The sequence below is a fragment of the Bradyrhizobium sp. USDA 4451 genome, assembly GCF_054822585.1.
This window is the reverse complement of record NZ_JBTRCH010000001.1, coordinates 1,365,945-1,385,088: the sequence shown is the minus strand read 5'-3', so window position 1 is coordinate 1,385,088 and position 19,144 is coordinate 1,365,945. Positions and strand designations below refer to the sequence as shown.

Here is a 19,144-nt window from a genome sequence, read left to right as displayed (position 1 = left end):
GTATCGGCGCCCCGCTATGCGAGGCGCCGATACGTGAGATCGGGCAGGTCGGCTTGCCCGGTGTCTCTGCCGCGCAAGCCGTTCGCTGTGGTGCGCCGCTGGAGCTCCCGCGGCTGCGGCTTCATTTTTCCTTCAGCGGCTCGACGCCCTCGTCGCGAACCGCTTGCAGGCTGCGCGGATCGAGGTCGAGCGCGCGGAGGATGGTCGGCGCGATCTGGGTGGTGAAGCTCTCGTCCTCGATGACCCGCGCATGCTTGATGCGCGGCGAGGAGAGCAGCAGCAGCACGTTGCGATCGTCGTCCGAGAAGCCGCCATGTTCGGCGAGCTTGCTGCCGCCGGTGCAGATCACGCCGTGGTCGGTGATGGCGATGAAGTCCGGAACCCGGCTGTTGTGGAACGGATCCTCATACAGCCTGGTCAGCTCGTCGCGGTCGAGCAGCTTCTGGATATGCAAGTCGGCGGCGTGAGCCAGGATGTAGGCCTTGGCGTCGGCATAATAGGGATGGCCGGTCGCCGGATTGGTCGCCTGCTGCAACTCCGGCGACAGCCAGACCAGCGCCTCGTCATCGCAGATTTCGAAGCCGTTGCTGCCGAAACCGGGCGTGCTGCTGTACAGCGCGTCGGAGATCGCCACGCGGTCCTTGACGTCGATCGGCGACTGGCCGTGCTTGGCGCTGACGATGATCAGCGTCGAGTCGTAGAGGTTTTGCGCCTTGAGCTCGTTGACGAACTTGCCGAGCGCGTCGTCGACGAACTGGAATTGCAGCGTGAGCGCATTGCCGGGCGTCGCCTTGCCGTCGGCGTAGCCGCCGACCAGCGACTTGTCGGTATCGGCGTGGCCGGCCTTGGCGAGCTTCTGGCCGACGCTGACCGCCTGGAAGTTCATGCCGAAAATCGCAGGCACCGGCTGACGCTTGCTTCGCGTGCCGTCATAGCCGTCGATCCAGTTCAGCACCGCCTGCACCTTCAGCGAATCGTAGGAGCGGACGCCGGTGTAGCTCGTGGTGTAGTCGTCGCCGGGCTGCGCGCCGGGGTCGATCGTGTCCTGCGAATTGATCTCCGGCGTGAACAGCTCGTCGAGGCCCTTGCCCGACGGGCCGGCGAGATCCTCATAGGCGGGATGCTTGTCGGACCAAGCCGTGCGCATGCCGGCCTGCTTGATCACCTCGAAGATCGTGTTGGTGCGCACGTACTCGTGCGGATAGACCGGCTTGCACTCGCCGTTCACCAGCTTGCGCTGCATGTGATCCGGATCGAGCTGGGTGTAGACCTGACCGAGCGTGCCGCCGGCGGTGTAATCGGCGACCAATCCGCTGGAATAGTTGTAGCTCTTGTCGAGCGCTTCGAAATTGGTGAGTTCGGTTCCTGCGGGGCTTACGCAACCGGGATCGGCAAGACCCTGGCTGGTATAGAAGGCCTTCGCCGGATATTCGGTGCGATCATAGCTGTCGTCATAGAACAGGCCGCCGCCCTTCGGTGTGGCGCCCGTGACCTGCGCCAGCATGCCGGGATAGCTGTCGGAGGGCGCGGTGGTGAAGGCGTTCGGATAGACCACGCCCTTGCCGCTGAGCTGCGCGAAGTTGCCGCCCGGACGGCTTTCGACCCAACGCTTCAAATCGACAGCGTGCATGCCGTCGACGCTGATCAGCAGGACGTGCTTGTAGCGATGTCGCTGCGAATGGTCGTTGTCATCATCGGCATGCGCGACCGCGACGCCGCAAGCCAGCATGGCCGCCGCGATCGCGGCAGTCGACAAGAAATAGTCACGAAAACCACTCATGAGTTCGCCCCTCTCGATTTCCGGTGAGATTTTGAATCGCCCGCGCTGGCCGCGACAATCTGTCGCGGTCAGTTGACGGCGGGATGACGCTTTCTTGCGAGTTCGATGACCGGCCGGGGGCTGACCGGCATCCAAGGATCGTCACGCCGATGGCGCGAATTGGTGCAGGCGGCGGCCGCCCGCACCTTTGCATGGGGTTGTTTTCGATGTTTTTGCTGGGAGCCGCGGCGACCGCGGCGGACGCGCGTCACTCGGATCGAGCGGCTTCCCGCAAATGCCGTTCGATCGCGGTCTCGACCTCGCTGGGGTGATCGACCTGGGGCAGGTGCCCGGCGTCGGGAACGATCGCAAGCCGGCAATCAAGCATCGCCGCGAGTTCGGTCATCGGCTGCACCAGCAGCTGGTCGTTTGCGCCGACGATCATCGTTAGCGGCACCTGCATCGTCTTCACACCGTCGAGATAGGCGAGGGACTGGATCGCGCGGGCACAGCCGATGAAGCCCGCGGGATCGGTCACGTTGATGCAGTCGAGCAGCGCGGTGGCGATGGCGGGATGGGCCTCGAGAAAAGCCCGTCCGAACCAGCGCTCGGCGGTCGGGGCCGCGAGCGGCGCGATGCCCTGAGCTTGCACGAGAGCGATCCGATCGTCCCATGCGGCCGCGAACGGCGGCGGCGCATCGGCGCGCGCGGCGATCACGCACAGGCTGAGCAGGCGGTCGGGATGGCGCACGCCGAGCCCGAACGCCGTCATGCCGCCCTGCGAGACGCCGATCACATGCGCCCGCGCGATCTCGAAATGATCGAGCACCGCGATGGCATCCGCCACGAGGTGGTCCATCGTATACGGACCGCGCGGTGCCTCGGATTGTCCGTGGCCCCGGCTGTCGAGGGCGAACACGCGATGGCCGCGGGCGGCAAGCGCGAGGGCCTGGCGGTGCCAGATCGCGCTGCTGGTCAGGATCGAGTGGCAGAGCAGCACCGGCGCGCGGTGACCGGCGCCGCCGACACGGACGCTGAGCCGCCCGGCCTTGCCCGGCACGTCGTGCCGGACGAAGCCCTGCCATGCGGCGGTGACGATCGGGGCCGGTTCAGTCGACAAGGCCCATCTCCGCGAACACATCCTTGGCGATGCGGAAGCTGTCGAGCCCGGCGGGCATGCCGCAATACACCGCGATTTGCAAAAACACCTCGCGCAGCTCGCTCTTGCTCAGGCCGTTGTTGAGTGCGCCGCGGATATGTACCTTGAGCTCGTGCGGCCGGTTCAGCGCTGCGATCATGCCGAGGTTGAGCAGGCTTCGGCTGCGCTTGTCGAGATCGGGGCGATTCCAGATCTCGTCCCAGCAATATTCGGTCGCGAGCTTCTGGATCGGCCAGTTGAACTCGTCGGCCGCCTTCAGCGAGCGCTCGACATAGGCGTCGCCGAGCACGGTGCGGCGGGTTTGCAAGCCGCGCTCGAACTTCTCGCCGCGGGGATTGGCGTCGGTCATCATCGTCTCCATTTCGATTGTGGTCAGGCCAGCGCCGGCTCGGCGAGCGGCGTGGTCCAGGCGTCGTAGCCGTAGACCCAGTCCGGATCGGTCGGGTTCTTGAGCCAGGTGTTGGTGCGCGAGCTCGCCTGCACGCGCGAGGTGCGTGGCTTGCGCGTCGCCTCGAAGCGGCGGAAGGCCTCGGCGACGCCGTCGCGATCGACGCCCGCGAGGCAGCGTGACAGCACCGCGGCATCCTCGATCGCCATCGCCGCGCCCTGCGCCATGTAGGGCGTCATCGGATGGCAGGCATCGCCGAGCAGCGTGATGTTGCCCTCGCTCCAGCGCGGCAGTGGATCACGGTCGACCAGCGCCCATTTGTGCACCGACGGGCAGGCCTCCAGCACCCTGCGGACTTGGGGATGGAAGCCTTCGAACGCCTTGCGCAATTCGTTGATGTCGCCGGTCGCCGACCAGGATTCCACCGTGAAGCCGGGCTCCGGCTGGCTGGTGACGAAATAGACCTCGCTGCGATCGGGCTTGACGTAATAGATCACGATGTGGCGATCCGGTCCCCACCATTTGGTGCAGTCGTCGATCGGATAGCCGTTGAGCAGCGATGCCGGAAACACGGTGCGATAGGCGATGCGGCCGGTGAAGTTCGGCTCGTCGCGGCCGAACAGCCGCTCCTTGACGAAGGAATGCACGCCGTCGGCCGCCACCACCGCGTCGACCGCCGTGCTGTGGCCGTTGGCGAAGGTCAGCGCCACCGAACCGTCGGCGCGCTGTTCGATCGCAGTGAGCTTGTGGTCGAGCCGGACGAGATGATCCGGCACGGCGCTGGCCAGCGCCGCATGCAGGTCGCCGCGATGCCCGAGCAGATAGGGTGCGCCGTAGCGCTCCTCCGCGGCAGGGCCGAACACCATGTCGAAGCGCACCTCGCCGGTGTCGTATTCCTTGTTGTTCCAGGAGCGCGGGTAGAACGCCGCGCGGCGCAGCGCCGGCTCCAGGTCCCAGGCCCGCATCACCTTCATGGCGTTGCAGCCGATCTGGATGCCGGCGCCGAGCCGGGTGAAGCGCTGGGCCTGTTCGTATACCGTCACATCGACACCCGCGCGGCTCAGCGCCGCCGCCGAGGCCAGTCCGCCCATGCCGGCGCCGATCACCGCCACCGAAAGTCTGCTCATCGTCGTTCCTCACAGCTTGCGCCGGTTGACGACCGGCTTCCTTGCCGTTGTCGGTCAAAGCGGCAGGCGCCCGCAAACGAGTAATGCTGACGGAGCGTGAGGTGGGCTCACGCGCCCGGTACCAGCCTGTGAGCTGAGGTCACGCTGCCTGAGCTTAACTCGTTTGCGCTCGGCGCGATCGCCCGCCAACGTTCCGCCGCTGCTGCAGCGGTGCATCCACCGATGGCGCGGCCAACATCAAGACTCCAGAGGATCGCCGCCCATGTCCACGATCACCAATGACGGGTGCTGCCCGTCTCGACGTCGCCGCAGCGCCCTGGCATGCGCGTCTCTATGTCCAGGTGCTGATCGGCATCGCGCTGGGCGTGCTGGTCGGCTACCTCTGGCCGGATATCGGCGCAGCGCTGAAGCCGCTCGGCGACGCGCTGATCAAGATGATCAAGATGGCGATCGCGCCGATCGTCTTCCTCACCGTAGTGCACGGCATTGCGAGCCTCGGCGACATGCGCAAGGCCGGACGGATCGGTCTGAAGACAATCATCTATTTCGAGGTTGCGACCACCGCGGCGCTCATCATCGGCCTGATCGTGATCAACCTGGCGCGGCCCGGCGCCGGCATGCACGTCTCGGCCGCTTCGCTGGATTCCCGCCTCGTTGCCACCTACGTGACCCAGTCGCACGACCAGACCGTGGTCGGCTTCCTGATGAACGTCATTCCCTCGACCGTGGGCGGCGCGTTCACCAACGGCGACACGCTGCAAGTGCTATTTTTTGCCGTGCTGTTCGGGATCGCCCTGCAGCGCTATGGCGAAGGCGGCAAGCCGGTGCTGGTGGCGATCGAGAAGCTGTCGAAGATCCTGTTCATCCTGATCGGCATGATCATGCGGATCGCGCCGATCGGCGCGTTCGGCGCCATGGCCTTCACCATCGGCAAATACGGCGTCGGCTCGATCGTCGCGCTGTCGCACTTCATGCTGGTGTTCTATCTCACCTGCGTGCTGTTCGTGATCGCAGGGCTCGGCATCGTGTCGCGGCTTGCCGGCTTCAGCATCTTCAAGCTGATCCGCTATCTGCGGGAAGAGCTGCTGCTGGTGCTCGGCCTGTCGGGCTCGGAATCGGTGATGCCGCGCTTCATCGACAAGATGAAGGCTGCAGGCTGCGCCGAATCGACCGTCGGCCTGGTGATCCCGACCGGCTACACCTTCAATCTCGACGGCACCTGCATCTATCTCACCATGGCCGCCGTGTTCCTCGCCCAGGCCACCGACACGCCGATGTCGCTGATGCAGCAGATCGGTCTCGTCGTGGTCTGCCTGCTGACCTCGAAGGGGCGCCGCGGTGCCGGGTAGCGGCTTCATCGTGCTCGCCGCGACGCTGGGTTCGATCGGCCACGTCCCGGTAGCAAGCATCGCACTGTTGCTCGGCATCGACCGCTTCATGTCGGAAGCGCGTGCGCTGACCAATTTCATCGGCACGGCGGTGGCGACCGTGGTGGTGGCGCGCTGGGAAGGCGACCTCGACCGCGCGCAATTCGTCCGCGCCCTCGACAATCCCGACGCCGCCACGCTATCCTCCTGAGCCTTCCGGAGACGCGACAGGATCATGAGAAAGTTGCCACCGCTCAACGCGGTGCGGACATTCGAGGCGGCCGCGCGGCACGTCAGCTTCACCAAGGCCGCTGAAGAGCTGCTCGTCACCCACGGTGCCGTCAGCCGCCAGGTCGCGCTTCTCGAGGACTGGTTCGGCGTCAAGCTGTTTCGCCGCGCGCCGTCGCAACTGACGCTGACCGCCGCCGGGCAGATCTATTATCGCGAGGTCACGGCGATCCTCGATCGCCTGGCGCTCGCCTCGATGGACATGAAGGCGTACGGCTCGCCGTCGGTGCTGCGGGTCAGCGCGCCGCCGACCTTTGCGATGCGCTGGCTGATCCGCCGCATCGCCTCGTTCCAGCGCATGCGCGCCGATGTCGAGCTGCGGCTGTTGACCTCGATCGGGCCGCTTAACGTCAACGACCGATCGTTCGACGTCGCGATCCGCGGCAATGTCGGCGAGCCGGTGGGCTGGATGTCGCAGCACTTCATGACCGAGCTGATCGCGCCGGTCTGCCATGTCGACCTGTTGAGCCGAGGCCGCCTCGCCACCCCCGACGATCTGCGGCATCACACCCTGATCACCTATCTGACTGAGCCCTATGACTGGCCGCGCTGGCTGGCCCAGGCAGGCGGCGAGATGAGCGCGGACCAGGAGACGCTGCGGTTCGAGCAGATGTTCTTCGCGCTGCAGGCGACCATCGAGCGCATCGGCATCGGGCTGTTTCCGCTGTTTCTGGTGATCGACGAATTGATGGCGGGCCAGCTCTGCCTGCCGTTCGGCGATCTCGGGCTACGCAAGCGCGAATATCGCTCGTTCTATCTCGCCGACAATGACAGCGCCGGCGCGATCGCCGACTTCACCGCATGGCTCGCCGATGCCGGGCGTGAGACCGAGCAATTCATGATGGACTGGGGCAAGTCGAAGGGCTGGAGCTTCTAAACGACGAGCTCTAAGACAGCATCAGGGGGAACGCGCATGCCCAACATGTCTCGCCGGCCATTCCTGCAACTCGCACTTGGTGCCGCGACGCTGCCGCTTGCATCGCGAGGTGCGCGCGCGGAGACCATGGCGCGGCCGATCACCATGATCGTGCCGTTCGCCGCCGGCGGGCCGACCGATGTGCTGGCGCGGATCCTCGCCGAATACATGCGCAATACGCTCGGCCATCCCGTCATCATCGAGAATGTCACGGGCGCCTCCGGCACCGTCGCCGGCCTGCGTGCCTCGCGTGCGGCGCCGGACGGCACCACGATCACGATCGGGCATTGGGGCACGCACTGCCTCAACGGCGCGATCTATCAGCTGCCATATGACGTGCGCGAATTCGCGCCAGTCGCGCTGATCGCCAGCGGACCGCAGCTGATCATCGGCCGGCCCGACCTGCCGGCGCAGAATCTGAAGGAGCTGATCGCCTGGCTCAAGGCCAATGGCGACAAGGCGACGGCGGGCACCGCCGGTCCGGGATCGGGCGCGCATGTCGCCGGTGTGTTCTTCCAGCAGTTGACGAACACGAACTTCTCTTTCGTGCCGTATCGCGGCGCCGGTCCCGCGCTGAACGATCTGATGGCCGGGCATATCGACATCATGTTCGATCAGGCCTCCAACTCGCTGCCGCAGGTGAAGAGCGGGACCGTGAAGTCGTTTGCGGTGACGCAGTCGTCGCGGCTGGCCTCGGCGCCCGAGATTCCAACCGTTGATGAAGCCGGATTGCCGGGGCTCACCATCGCCTATTGGCACGGCATTTGGGCCCCGAAGGGTACGCCCGCCGAGATCGTGGCGACGCTGTCGAAGGCCGCGATGACTGCGCTCGCCGAGCCCGTCGTGCGGCAACGCTTCGCCGAGCTCGGTCAGGAGATTCCGCCGCCGGACAAGCAGAGCTCCGCCGCGCTGCGCGACCATCAGGCCGCCGAAATCGAGAAATGGTGGCCGATCGTCAAGTCGGCCAACATCAAGCCGGAATAGGCGTAATCGTCTGACTGAATGGGTGTTTTAGGCGAATTCCCCGACTTGGGGTTTGCCCCTTGAACGGTCGGCCTGCACCATTATATGTTCAATCGAACATATAATGGTGGCGATGACCGATACGAGCAAAACGGCGCCGGCGACAATCGCCCGGCCCAATTCCCGGCCCAAGGGACGTCCCAAGGGACGCCGCAGCAAGGACTTGCCTGATGGCCGTCAGGCGCTGCTGATCGCGGCGACCGAGGCCTTCGCAAATCTCGGCTTCGATGGCGCCGACCTGCGCAGTGTCGCGGCGGCGGCGGGTGTCGCGCCGAATCTCGTGCGCGTTCATTTCGGCAACAAGGCCGCGCTGTGGGAGGCCTGCCTCGACCGCATCGTGACGCTTGCCGTGCCCGCGATGGCCGAAGTGCATGCGATTGCCCACGACAGCAGCCGTTCCCTTGGCGATCGGCTGCGCGTGCTGATCATCCGCGTCGCGACCTTCTACGCGGCGCATCCGGAGGTGCGCAATTTCGTGGTTCGGCGCGGCGCCGAGAGCCCCGAGCGCGCCACGCAGGTGACCGAGAAGCTGCTGCGTCCGGCGTATGAGTCGGCGCGCGAGCTTTTCCAGGCCGGCATCGATGCCGGGATCATCCGCAGCAGCCATCCGGCGCTGTTCTTCGCGCTGCTCAATGCCGCGCTCAACCAGCCGCCGTCCTTCCCGATGCTGCTCGGCCGGATTGCGCCCGAGATCGACGCGGAAGCCGCCTGGACCCGGCTGCTCGACACCACGATCGCAACACTTCTGCACCTTCCGCCGTCGCAAGCCGACGTCGATCCCGCAGCCGGCAACGCCGGCACGCCGCAGTCGTGACAATCCGTCTCGACCCGGCATTTCAACCACCAGTGAGAGAGTGATCCATGAAACTTCGTCTTGCCCTCGTGCTTATCGCCGCAACCATTGCGCCCGCCGTGACGCCCGCTGTGGCCCAGTCCGGACCGAACGAATCGATGCAGCGTCAGGCCTGCATGGGTGACGCGGTGCGGCTGTGCGGTGCCTACATTCCGGACCGCGAGCGGATCAGGGATTGCATGGCTGCGCAGGTCGAGCAGCTCAGCCCGTCATGCCGCGCCGTGTTCGATGCCTCCGTGCAGGCCGAGCGATCGCCGTCAGCGCGGCGTTGATCGGCCGTCGGCTCCAGGAGTTTGCATCCGGGCCACAGTTCGCAGCCAGTGGCGGTTGCCGCCGGAGCAGCCGTCTCAAATCCGTGAAAACACCCCCTTCCGTTAACCTTTGATTAACCATGCGGTCCGATTGTTAACCATTCGACAAGACAACCGAGTCAGGGGCGATGGACGCAACTCAACAGGTCGCACGTCAGCAGGTCCGCATGCGCGGCCGTTCCTATGTTGCGTTCGTTTTCTCGCCGGTCGTGCCTGTCGTGTCCTGGCTCGCCGAGATTGACGCGACGCTGGCGAAATCGCCGGGCTTCTTCACCGGCAAGCCTGTGGTGCTGGACCTCGCGTCGGTCGACCTCAGCCAGGCCGCGATCGCGCATCTGATCGGCAGCCTCGGTGAACGCAACATCCGCATCCTCGGCATCGAGGGGGTCGACGAATCCAAGCTCGGCGCCAACATGCCGCCGCTTTTGACCGGCGGCCGGGCCTGCGCGATCACCCATGTCGAGCCGAAGGCGCCGCAGCCGAAAGAGAAGGACAAGGACAAGAGCAAGCTGCCGTCGCTGCTGCTGGAGAGCCCGGTCCGCTCCGGCCAGTCGATCGTGTTCGCCGAGGGCGACGTCACCGTGCTCGGCTCGGTCGGCTCCGGCGCCGAGATCGTCGCCGGCGGCTCGATCCATGTCTACGGCACGCTGCGCGGCCGCGCGATGGCCGGCATCAACGGCAATTCGGCGGCGCGGATCTTCTGCCAGAAGATCGAAGCCGAACTGCTCGCTATCGACGGCTACTACCAGACCGCAGATGACATCGCCGACAGCTTGCGCAACCGGCCCGCCCAGGCGTGGCTCGAGGGCGAAATGCTGCGCATCACACCATTGAACTGACCGACTGACTACAAGGAGAGAGAGAATGGCCAAGGTTTTGGTCGTGACGTCTGGGAAGGGCGGGGTCGGCAAAACGACCTCTACTGCCGCCTTGGGCGCGGCGCTTGCGCAAATGGGCCAGAACGTCGTCGTCATCGATTTCGACGTCGGCCTGCGCAACCTCGACCTCGTGATGGGCGCCGAGCGGCGCGTGGTGTTCGACCTCATCAATGTGGTGCAGGGCGTCGCCAAGCTGCCGCAGGCCCTGATCCGCGATAAGCGGCTGGAAAATCTCTGGCTGCTGCCGGCATCGCAAACCCGCGACAAGGACGCGCTGACCGAAGAGGGCGTCAAGCGCGTGATCGCCGACCTCAAGACCAAGTTCGACTGGATCCTGTGCGACAGCCCGGCCGGCATCGAACGCGGCGCGACGCTCGCGATGCGCTATGCCGACGAAGCCATCATCGTCACCAATCCGGAAGTGTCGTCGGTGCGCGACTCCGACCGCATCATCGGCATGCTGGATTCCAAGACGGTCCGCGCCGAGCGCGGCGAGCGGGTCGAGAAGCATCTTCTGGTCACCCGCTATGATGCCGGCCGCGCCGCGCGCGGCGAGATGCTGTCGATCGACGACATCCTGGAGATCCTCGCCACGCCGCTGCTCGGCATCGTCCCAGAGAGCCAGGACGTGCTGCGCGCCTCCAATGTCGGCTGCCCGGTGACGCTGAACGCGGCGGGCAGCGCGCCGGCCAAGGCCTATACCGACGCAGTGCGGCGCCTGATGGGCGAAGCGGTCGAGATGGTGGTGCCGGTCGAGCGCAAGGGGCTGATGGACAGGTTGCTGCGACGGAGGGCGGCATGATGAACGTAATGCGGCTGTTCGGCGGCCGCGCCGCATCGGCGCCCGTCGCGCGGGAGCGGTTGCAAATCCTGCTTTCGCATGAGCGCGGCCGGACCGGCGCACCCGACCTGCTGGAGACGCTCCGCTCGGAAATCCTGAGCGTGGTCTCCAAGCACATCGACGTCGATCCCGACAAGGTCGTGGTCCGGATGGACCGCGGCAAGTTCGTCTCGATGCTCGAAGTCGACATCGAGGTTCCCAATGGCGTGCAACGATCAAAGATGGTGGCGGCCACATGACGGTAGACAGCGACAGTCACATCGCCTGGCAGCGCGCGCAGCTCAAGAAGCTGCGTGCGGCCTTGAAGGCGATCGAGGCGGATCAGCTCGGCAAGGCCAATTGCGGCCGCGCGACGCAGATGACGATCGACGAATTGCAGCGCAAGATTGGCGAATCAGGCCGCTGCATCGCCGAGTACGAGCGCCGTACCCGCCGTCCGCTGGCGACGGATCTCGGCAGTCTCGCCAGCGTCAGCTGGACGCATTGGAACGCCAACATGCCGATGGCCAAGGCGCCGCGCCATCGCGCGTAGAGGGCGATTTCTCACGGGAGTTGTCATTCCGGGGGTCGCCTCTTGGCGCGAGCCCGGAATCCATTGAGCCACGGGCGATGCGGAACAATGGATTCCGGGCTCGACGCTTCGCGTCGCCCCGGAATGACGATCCTATTGGGGAGCGCTGAGCTGAAGCGGCAGCGGCCTACAGCAAAAACGACAGCGCCGTCTCGCACTGGGCCTCGACCTTGAGCGTGAGCAAATCGTCGGCGCGGGTGCGGCCGAGATTGACGGCGGCGATCGGCAGGCCGAGCTGCTCTGCCATCCGGACGAAGCGAAAGCCGGAATAGACCATCAGCGAGGAGCCGACCACCAGCACGGCGTCGGCCTGCTCGAGATGCGCCTGTGCCGATGCCACCGTCTCGCGCGGCACGTTCTCGCCGAAGAACACCACGTCGGGCTTCAGCACGCCGCCGCAGGCCGTGCAGGCCGGCACCGCGAATGATGAAAAATCCTGCTCGAGATCGGCATCGCCGTCGGGCGCGTCGGCGGCATCGAGCGTGAGCCAGGCCGGATTGAGCCGCGCCAGCTCGCCCTGAAACTGCTCACGCGGCATCGTTGCGCTGCAGCCGAGGCAGCGCACCACATCGAGCCGGCCGTGCAGGTCGATCACATGCTCGCTGCCCGCGGCCTGGTGCAGCCGGTCGACATTCTGGGTCACGAGCTGCTCGCAGCGACCTTGCTGTTCGAGCTTCGCCAGCGCGCGATGCGCGCCGTTCGGCGCCGCGCGGCCGAACCGCCGCCACCCCACCATGCTGCGCGCCCAGTAGCGCTGCCGCGTCGCAGCCTCGCCCAGAAATGCCTGGATGGTGACCGGCCGCGTCCGCTTCCAGTTGCCGTCGCTGTCGCGGTAATCGGGAATGCCCGAATTGGTGCTGCATCCGGCCCCGGTCAGGACAAACAGGCGCTGGTGGCCGGCGACGAAATCCTCGAGGGCGGGGTGCTGCATGCGGGCACATCTAGTGCGGCGCGCGTGGCTCCGCCAGATGTGGGCCCTGCCGCGAGCGGACCTTTCACGTGATCTCTGCGTTGACGGCATGGCACTTCCGACGGAGCGATCGATGCGTCAAGGATTCATCGTCGTCGTTTGCGGGTTGATATCCCTGCCGTTGACGCCGTCTCATGGTCAGGATGCAGGCGTGTCCGGTGAGCAGGCGTTCAACAATTCCTGCCGCACCTGCCACACCGTCAGGGACGGCGACAACCGTGTCGGCCCGAACCTGCACAATATCGTCGGCCGCAAGGCCGGATCGGTCGCGAACTTTCCCTATTCGGAGGCGATGAAATCATCCGGCATCGTCTGGGATGAGCGCACACTGCTGCGCTTCATCGAGGATCCCGAGGCCGTGGTGTCGGGTAACGGCATGAAGCCGTACACCGGCGTGCGCTCGGCGGAGGATCGCGCCAGGATCGTCGCTTTCCTGAAATCCCCCGGCAAATGACCGTTGGCGCAACGCCGGTCTCACCGTGCCGGCACGACGAAGACCTGGCCGGGATAGATCAAATTGGGATTACGGATCTGCTGCGCGTTGGCCCGATAGATCACGGCGTAGCGCTGCCCGGCGCCGAATGCGCGCTGGCTGATCCGCCACAGGCTGTCGCCGCGGACGACGGTGGTCGTCGCGATCTTCGGCACGATGACGGCGGAGGGGGAGCTTGATGCGGCGGTGGGCGTCGCCGCCGCGAGCTGCGGTGTGGTTGCATTCGCACCGCTCGACGCCGGGATCGACGCGGTCATGGCCGCGTCCGGAACGTTGAACGGCACTTCGGCGCGTGCACGGACCTTGCCCGAGCCGGGGTCGACATCGTCGAGCCGGATCCGGTAGTCGCCGGCGGTGACGCCTTGGTTGATCGTGACCGAGAGGTGTCCCGTCTGGTCGGCGGTGGCCGACGTGATCAAGCCGCCGTTGAGATAGAACCGGACGGTTGCCCCGGGCGCGGCCTGACCGCTGACATGGAGCTTGCCCCCCGGTTCGGTCTCGACCGCCTCGACGGTCACCTTGCCGGCCGCCGGCGCCGCCGCGGCAGGTTGCGACAGCACACGCACCGGCTTGTCCGGCGCCATCAGTGCCACCATCGGCCGCTCCCGTGCCGCAGCATCCAGCGCCACGGCCACGCTCTGCGTCGAGGTCACCTGCTTGCCGTCACGCGTCATGCGCAGGGTCAGGTCGTAATTTCCCGGCGGAAGCGGGCGCGGCACCATGACGAACTGGCCGGATTTGTCGGCCACGGCGCGATCGTGCACCTCGCCGTTGCGCAGCAATTCCACCGTCGTGCCCGGGGGTGCCCGGCCAGCAACAACGGTCCCGCCGGTCGGCTCGATGTTGACGACGTCGAATTCCGGCACCGCGTCGCCACCCGTTGCCGGCGACGATCCTGCGAGGGCGTCGGTCAGGGCCGCTGTCTCGGTTTGTGCCTTCGCCAGCGCGGTCCTGTCTTGGTTTGGTGCGTCTTGTGTGGGAGCGGATGGCGCCGTCGCCATCAGGCGCGGGCTTGTGCTCAGGATCTGCTGGGTTTGGCGGATACCGAAGACGAGCGCCGCCGTGCCGCCGGCGGCAAGTGCCAGCAACGGTATGACCAATCGCATCGCCGTAGCGTTCATGATCATCATCCGCGGATCAATGTCCCCGTGTGTCCGCGCTCCCCTGCAGCCTCGTGAGGTTTCCGGAACAGAGTGCGCCGGTTTGCGCACCCCATCAAGTCGGATGAAAGGATTACTCCCTTGAGCGGCACGGCCGACCGGGCAGCTCAGCGCTACGCCGCGACACTGACGGCAAGCGCTGCGGTGCCCACAAGAACCAGGCTGAGCGCCCAGACCATCTCCAGGTTGAACCAGCTCCGCGCAACGAATCTCACGCCGAGATAGCGATAGACCAGCCATGCCAGCAGGCCACCGGCACACAGCATGGCGGCGGTGTGGACGAATGCGACCAGGAGCGCCATCGCCAGATTCTGGTCGATCATCCGGGCTGCGGCCGTGTGGCCGTCGTGCGCCGATGACGTCGCGCAGAGGCCGAGATAGATCGGCAGCAGCATCAGGCCTGCACCATGTGCAATCGCCACAGCGAACGACCAGAGCGCCAATCTGGCCGGCGGAATCCGCGCGAGGGCGCGCGGATGGCGGCGATCGACCAGGCGCATCAGGCCGAAGCCGATGACGATAATGCCGGCCGCGACCTGGATCGGGCGCTGCCATTCCACCAGCGCGATCAGCAGCGCGAACGGCAGCAGCACGAGCAGCATCGCTGCGAGATGGCCCGCCGACAGCGGCAGCAGCGCGCCGACCACGGCGCGCGGCGATTTGTCCATCAGGCCCGCGGACACCGCGAGCGGCCAGCCCATGCCCGGATTGATTCCGTGATAGAGGCCGCTTGCGATGATCGCGAACCACAGCCAGATGGCCGTCGGATCGACGCCACTCAATGTCAGACCGACGGATAGCAGAACGAATCCGTCGAACAGTCGCCGCCCTCGAGGCGGATTTGATGCGGGCGATAGCCCTCGGGGAAGTCGACGAAATAGTCCTTGGCGAGTTCCAGCCCCCCGTTGGCGCCGACATTGGCCATCACCTCGGCGCCCGGCATGCCGTCGGGATAGAACTGGTCGTCCCAGGTCGAATACAGCGAGTTGGTCCAGTACACCCGCTTGCCGTCGCGGCTGATCTCGACCATCTGCGGGCCGCCGGCAAACGCCTTGCCGTTCGGATGCGGCGTGCGGCGGGCGATGCCGCCGATATGCACCGAGCGTGCGAGCTTCGGCTTCCGCGGATCGCGGACGTCGTATTGGCGCATTTCGCCGGTGCCCCAGCAGGAGACGTAGAGGAAGCGGTCGTCCATCGACAGGTCGATGTCGGTCACCAGCGGCGGCACGGCGCCGAACCCCTGCAGCAGCGGCGGGAGCTTCTCCTTCGGCGCCGGCTCGGGCGGGATGACCGCGGTCTTCTCGGCGTGGAATTTTCCGCCCTCGCGCCACCAGGTCCAGATCGAGGCTTCGAGGTTGGTGGTGTCGACGACGACGCCGACAAAGCCGTATTCGCGGATCGGATCATGCGCGGGTCTGACCTCGAGCGCCATCTGGTGATTGGCGCCGAGGTCGATGGTCTGCACGTTGCGCCGCGCGCGCAAATCCCAGAAATGCAGCCGGTGGCCGTATTTGTTCGCCAGCAGGTCCTCAGGCACGATGCCGTTCTCGAATTGCGGCGGCAGCGCCCACTCGCTCGACACCATGTAATCGCGCGGCAGGTTCCACCAGAAATCATAGTGCAGCGTTTGCGGCCCGCGGTCGATCTCCCAGCGGCCGAGCACGTCGAAGGTCTCGCAATCCATGATGAAGATGCCGGGCGGGCCTTGCGTGCCGTCCTTGCCGCCGCCGCCGAGGGTGGAGACATAGATGCCGTCCGGTCCGCAATGAATAGTGTGCGGCCGCGAGTAGCCGGTCTTCTTGAACACTTCCTCCGGCTCGATGATCTTGTGGATCTTGGCTTCGAGCGGCGAGGGCTTGGTGTCGATGATGTAGATGCGCGACGACCGCAGTCCGGGAATGATGAGGTAGCGCCGCTCGATGAAGGCATGCCCTGTGAGCGGTGACAGTGCGGAGGAGCAGGCGTTCCAGCCGAAGTGATGGAACTCGTCGCCCTTGTTCGGCATCGTCACGGTGTGGACGATCTTGCCGTAGGTCTTCGAGCCCGGCCTGACGTCGATCACCGCGAGCGCGTCGGGTTTCTTGAAGTCGGGACTGAGCAGCAGCGTATAGGCGAATTGCTCCGGCGGCGCCTCCATCGCAAGCTTGGGCGAGGCGTGAAACGTAGGGTCGGGTCGCATCGTCATGACGTCCTCCCGGTTCTATCGGCTTGTCGCCAACGTCGGCCGTGCGCAGCGTTGCAATGCTCTGAATGGTCGGCCTGGCACTCCGCTGGGCGCGAGGTTGGCTGCGCACAGCTTACGGCATCATGCGCCTCCCGGAAACACGCGCGCATCCACTTGAGCTGTGACGTTCTGCAGCTGGAGGTCTGCTATTGAACTTTGGACGGACGGGCGCCGAGAACGCATCGGCATCAGCCCCTGACCCTAGGCGGCCTTCGCGACACCACTATCGATCATCAGTTCTCCGCGAGCTATATTCCGGCTCAGAGACTGAGGACGCAAAGATTCGTCGTGCCCTCGTCCACGCCTAGCGAGTAGTCGCGTTGATAACGGGCGACTAGAGGCGCTGTTTATGCGCTATATCTCTGGTGCTTTGAAACCTGGCGGCCGTGCCTATATCATCGTCCCGCTCGGGATGCTCAATCGAACGGAAGCTAGGCCAAAACAGAAGCTTTTGGATGAGTGCAATCTTCTCGCGTCGATCACCCTCCCGCGAAATTCGTTCTTCAATACGTCGCAGCCCACGAGCATCCTTGTCTTGGAACGACGGCATACCGAGGTCGATAGCAGGCCACCGGTGTTCTGCGGCTACGTGCGGTCAATCGGCGAGACATTGGACGTTCGACGCGTGCCGACGCCCGACGACAACGATCTCGAAGAAGTGGCGGACCGTTTCATAGCTTGGGATGAGAAGCGGGATGCATCAAAGGCAGCGGCTAGCACACTGGTAAAGATCGTTTCGCCAGAGGATTTTAGCGCAAGTGATCGCTGGGACATTGCTCGGTTTTGGTCCGAAGAAGAGCTTGTGGAGCTTGGGGTGCAGGCTGCTGCGGTCGAGCGCACCGAATTCATCGACGATGCCATCACCCAGATCGAAGAGATTGTGGCCGACTTGGCCTCGGCGAAGGCCGAACTAGCCGCGTTGACCGACGGTCCTACCGCAACGGTCTCACTATCAGATGACAGATTCTTCAAAGTGCGCTCGGGGGAACGCGTCAGGAATGAGGACATAGAGAAGAACCGCGGAGATGTGCCGGTGTTCTCTTGCTTCAAGGAAGCTAACGCCATCAAGGGGAGTATCTCGGCCAAATGGCTAAAGGCTAATAAGATCCCAGTTGAAACCAAGCCTCTCGTCACCGTTATCGCAAATGGTGCCAAGGCGGTGGGCAAGGTGTTCGTCCGTCGAGAAGAAAAGTACACGATAACGGACGATGTGATTGGGATCGAAATTCTTAGTGACCAGATTGACCTCGACTATCTTGCTTCGGAACTCCGCCGCTCCATTGCGGCCGGCAACTTCATCTACGAAGCCAAGCTATTCTCTGGACGTGCCCGCCAGCTCACTGCGGCAATTCCGATTCGGCCGGACGGGTCCTTTGATCTTGACCGGCAGCAGACTATTGCTGCCGCGGTAAAGCGGTTTGATCTGATCCGGACAAAGCTGCACGATATCGGGGACTGGAGCGCCACGGCGCGCATCTCGTAGGCGATCGCAACAACTAGCGCAATGTCCGCTGATGGCCTTTTGCGAATTTTGACACTGTGGCCGGTATGCTTGGAATGCGCGCTAGAACGGACGGACGGCGGACCCATGCTTCGCCAATTTCGTTGGAATACTTTCAGGTCTTCCCGGTGCTCACCAACGCGATTCACCTTCTATCCATGACGCATAGAAGGGCGCAGCAGCGCTTTCGCATCTCAAACCGCTAGCGTCGTCGCGTCAAACGCAGCCTCGATTTTGAAAAATCGTCTTGATAGTATCCTTACTGCGAAACTCAAACTGATTTAGCGATGGATTATGCAGGAGTAGCCCGCTGCTGGAATTGCGAAGTATATTGCGGTCGTGGCAATTGCCTTCTTTGTCTTGGATCGCTTGGATATGAGTCGGATCGGCAATTTGACTTTTTATCCAAGCGTGGCCAGCGTTATTGGAGCACACAAATAGCGCGATGAATGCGGCCCCGGCGAGCTGTCGCGCTGGCACGAGCGAATATTTGAAACCGACCCAAAAAGCGTACAGAAGGACGGCCTGAAATATAAAGGTTGGAATCATGCGCGCGGTGAAATTCGTGACATGCATGGCATCCATAACGCCAACGTATATCCAGAAAAGCACAATCGCAGTTGTAACGCTGAGCCAAAACTTGCGGGGCTGAATATGGGAATCGACGATGAACGGCTCGAGGAAGTTTCGCACCGTTCCCGGAATATCCACTCCGGCCATTCCGCACACAAATCCAAAAAAAGATGCCACCAGCGTGTAAGTGATGAACACTTGGAAGAAATACTGAATGATTGGAAGATTGGTCTGGATCAAATCGGTGAGGGAGAAGAACTCCACAAAGTTGCCGGGAACGTTAGCGAAATACGCTGCGTTGAATGCGGTAATCGTGCAGACATACAGCAGCGTGAGAACAGTGAGAATTTCGCCTAATCCCACGGAGTGAATTGGCGCAAATACTGCCTCATAACTATGAGGGTCAGGCGCAAGCAGGTCTCTTCCGTGGCGGGGAATGACTTCGTACTCGACCTGATCGTCATCATAGGCTTTCGGAGGCATGCTTCACCTCGCCGACGACTTATTCGCAAATGTTGCGAGTGCAGGCTCAGACTCCCAAACAAACCCGCGTTGGAAGTTTGGAACGCGCATCCTGCCTGCGCGCAGCCCTTCAACAAATTTCCAGATATTTGTCGGTTCGGACACGGCCCACCCCAAAGCGCGCGAATCGTAGTTTCCGAGTATACCCGGTTAATTGCACGCAGGGGTCAACCTGATTAGTCGTGATTGGTCGGTCAAAATGCCCAAGCGTTGAGAAATG

18 protein-coding genes and 2 pseudogenes are annotated in these 19,144 nt (G+C 64.2%); 11 read left to right on the top strand and 9 right to left on the bottom strand.

The window, feature by feature from the left end:
* Window positions 1–121: 121 nt before the first annotated feature.
* The 4 genes from ACVMB0_RS06350 to ACVMB0_RS06335 form a co-directional block, all read right to left on the bottom strand.
* Window positions 122–1,780, bottom strand: a complete 1,659-nt coding sequence (locus ACVMB0_RS06350; protein WP_461345659.1) for an alkaline phosphatase family protein — start codon at window positions 1,778–1,780, stop codon at window positions 122–124.
* 247 nt (window positions 1,781–2,027) lie between these two features.
* A complete protein-coding gene (locus tag ACVMB0_RS06345) occupies window positions 2,028–2,879 on the bottom strand; it encodes an alpha/beta fold hydrolase (RefSeq protein WP_461345658.1) in 852 nt (283 codons plus the stop codon).
* Window positions 2,869–3,267 (bottom strand): carboxymuconolactone decarboxylase family protein, encoded by a 399-nt coding sequence (locus ACVMB0_RS06340; RefSeq protein WP_456797060.1) that lies wholly within the window; start codon window positions 3,265–3,267, stop codon window positions 2,869–2,871. The genes ACVMB0_RS06345 and ACVMB0_RS06340 overlap by 11 nt, the downstream gene beginning before the upstream one ends.
* 23 nt (window positions 3,268–3,290) lie before the next feature.
* Window positions 3,291–4,433, bottom strand: a complete 1,143-nt coding sequence (locus ACVMB0_RS06335; protein ID WP_461345657.1) for an FAD-dependent monooxygenase — start codon at window positions 4,431–4,433, stop codon at window positions 3,291–3,293.
* A gap of 278 nt (window positions 4,434–4,711) precedes the next feature.
* Here ACVMB0_RS06335 and dctA point away from each other — a divergent pair.
* The 9 genes and pseudogenes from dctA to ACVMB0_RS06290 all read left to right on the top strand — a co-directional run bounded on the left by dctA (window position 4,712) and on the right by ACVMB0_RS06290 (window position 11,442).
* A pseudogene (dctA, locus tag ACVMB0_RS06330) lies at window positions 4,712–6,011 on the top strand (C4-dicarboxylate transporter DctA).
* A gap of 24 nt (window positions 6,012–6,035) precedes the next feature.
* A complete protein-coding gene (locus ACVMB0_RS06325) occupies window positions 6,036–6,965 on the top strand; it encodes a LysR substrate-binding domain-containing protein (protein WP_461345656.1) in 930 nt (309 codons plus the stop codon).
* A 126-nt stretch (window positions 6,966–7,091) separates the two neighbouring features.
* Window positions 7,092–7,988, top strand: coding sequence for a tripartite tricarboxylate transporter substrate-binding protein (locus ACVMB0_RS06320; RefSeq protein WP_461349608.1), 897 nt, complete (start codon window positions 7,092–7,094; stop codon window positions 7,986–7,988).
* A 52-nt stretch (window positions 7,989–8,040) separates the two neighbouring features.
* Window positions 8,041–8,841, top strand: a complete 801-nt coding sequence (locus tag ACVMB0_RS06315; RefSeq protein ID WP_456797061.1) for a TetR/AcrR family transcriptional regulator — start codon at window positions 8,041–8,043, stop codon at window positions 8,839–8,841.
* Between the two features lie 47 nt (window positions 8,842–8,888).
* Window positions 8,889–9,152 carry a hypothetical protein gene (locus ACVMB0_RS06310; RefSeq protein WP_456797062.1) on the top strand — a complete coding sequence of 88 codons (264 nt, stop codon included), beginning with the start codon at window positions 8,889–8,891 and terminating at the stop codon, window positions 9,150–9,152.
* A 167-nt stretch (window positions 9,153–9,319) separates the two neighbouring features.
* Window positions 9,320–10,030, top strand: coding sequence for a septum site-determining protein MinC (gene minC, locus ACVMB0_RS06305; RefSeq protein WP_456751657.1), 711 nt, complete (start codon window positions 9,320–9,322; stop codon window positions 10,028–10,030).
* A gap of 25 nt (window positions 10,031–10,055) precedes the next feature.
* Window positions 10,056–10,871 carry a septum site-determining protein MinD gene (minD, locus tag ACVMB0_RS06300; protein ID WP_456751658.1) on the top strand — a complete coding sequence of 272 codons (816 nt, stop codon included), beginning with the start codon at window positions 10,056–10,058 and terminating at the stop codon, window positions 10,869–10,871.
* The gene (gene minE / locus ACVMB0_RS06295; protein WP_026192121.1) at window positions 10,871–11,149 is read left to right on the top strand and encodes a cell division topological specificity factor MinE; all 279 of its coding nucleotides are present in this window, start codon (window positions 10,871–10,873) and stop codon (window positions 11,147–11,149) included. The genes minD and minE overlap by 1 nt, the downstream gene beginning before the upstream one ends.
* Window positions 11,146–11,442, top strand: a complete 297-nt coding sequence (locus ACVMB0_RS06290; protein WP_456751659.1) for a hypothetical protein — start codon at window positions 11,146–11,148, stop codon at window positions 11,440–11,442. Before minE ends, ACVMB0_RS06290 begins: the two co-directional genes overlap by 4 nt.
* Before the next feature lie 166 nt (window positions 11,443–11,608).
* On the opposite strand, the gene ACVMB0_RS06285 is transcribed toward ACVMB0_RS06290, so the two are convergent.
* Window positions 11,609–12,502: an NAD-dependent protein deacetylase gene (locus ACVMB0_RS06285; protein ID WP_461345655.1), complete on the bottom strand. Its 894-nt coding sequence runs from the start codon at window positions 12,500–12,502 to the stop codon at window positions 11,609–11,611.
* A 100-nt stretch (window positions 12,503–12,602) separates the two neighbouring features.
* Here ACVMB0_RS06285 and ACVMB0_RS06280 point away from each other — a divergent pair, with 100 nt between their 5' ends.
* Window positions 12,603–12,905, top strand: a complete 303-nt coding sequence (locus ACVMB0_RS06280) for a c-type cytochrome (protein ID WP_461345654.1) — start codon at window positions 12,603–12,605, stop codon at window positions 12,903–12,905.
* A 20-nt stretch (window positions 12,906–12,925) separates the two neighbouring features.
* Here ACVMB0_RS06280 and ACVMB0_RS06275 read toward each other — a convergent pair whose 3' ends face one another.
* From ACVMB0_RS06275 to ACVMB0_RS06265, 3 genes are all read right to left on the bottom strand, one after another.
* Window positions 12,926–14,074 (bottom strand): LysM peptidoglycan-binding domain-containing protein, encoded by a 1,149-nt coding sequence (locus ACVMB0_RS06275; RefSeq protein ID WP_461345653.1) that lies wholly within the window; start codon window positions 14,072–14,074, stop codon window positions 12,926–12,928.
* A gap of 143 nt (window positions 14,075–14,217) precedes the next feature.
* Entirely contained in the window at window positions 14,218–14,886 is a 669-nt protein-coding gene (locus ACVMB0_RS06270) for a hypothetical protein (protein ID WP_461345652.1), read from the bottom strand.
* Between the two features lie 2 nt (window positions 14,887–14,888).
* Window positions 14,889–16,289 (bottom strand): selenium-binding protein SBP56-related protein, encoded by a 1,401-nt coding sequence (locus ACVMB0_RS06265; protein WP_461345651.1) that lies wholly within the window; start codon window positions 16,287–16,289, stop codon window positions 14,889–14,891.
* 376 nt (window positions 16,290–16,665) lie between these two features.
* On the opposite strand from ACVMB0_RS06265, the pseudogene ACVMB0_RS06260 reads away from it, so the two are divergent.
* Window positions 16,666–17,811, top strand: a pseudogene (locus ACVMB0_RS06260) (N-6 DNA methylase); the annotation flags it as partial.
* A 234-nt stretch (window positions 17,812–18,045) separates the two neighbouring features.
* Here the strand turns inward: ACVMB0_RS06260 and ACVMB0_RS06255 are convergent.
* Window positions 18,046–18,885 (bottom strand): hypothetical protein, encoded by an 840-nt coding sequence (locus tag ACVMB0_RS06255; RefSeq protein WP_461345650.1) that lies wholly within the window; start codon window positions 18,883–18,885, stop codon window positions 18,046–18,048.
* Window positions 18,886–19,144 lie beyond the last annotated feature (259 nt).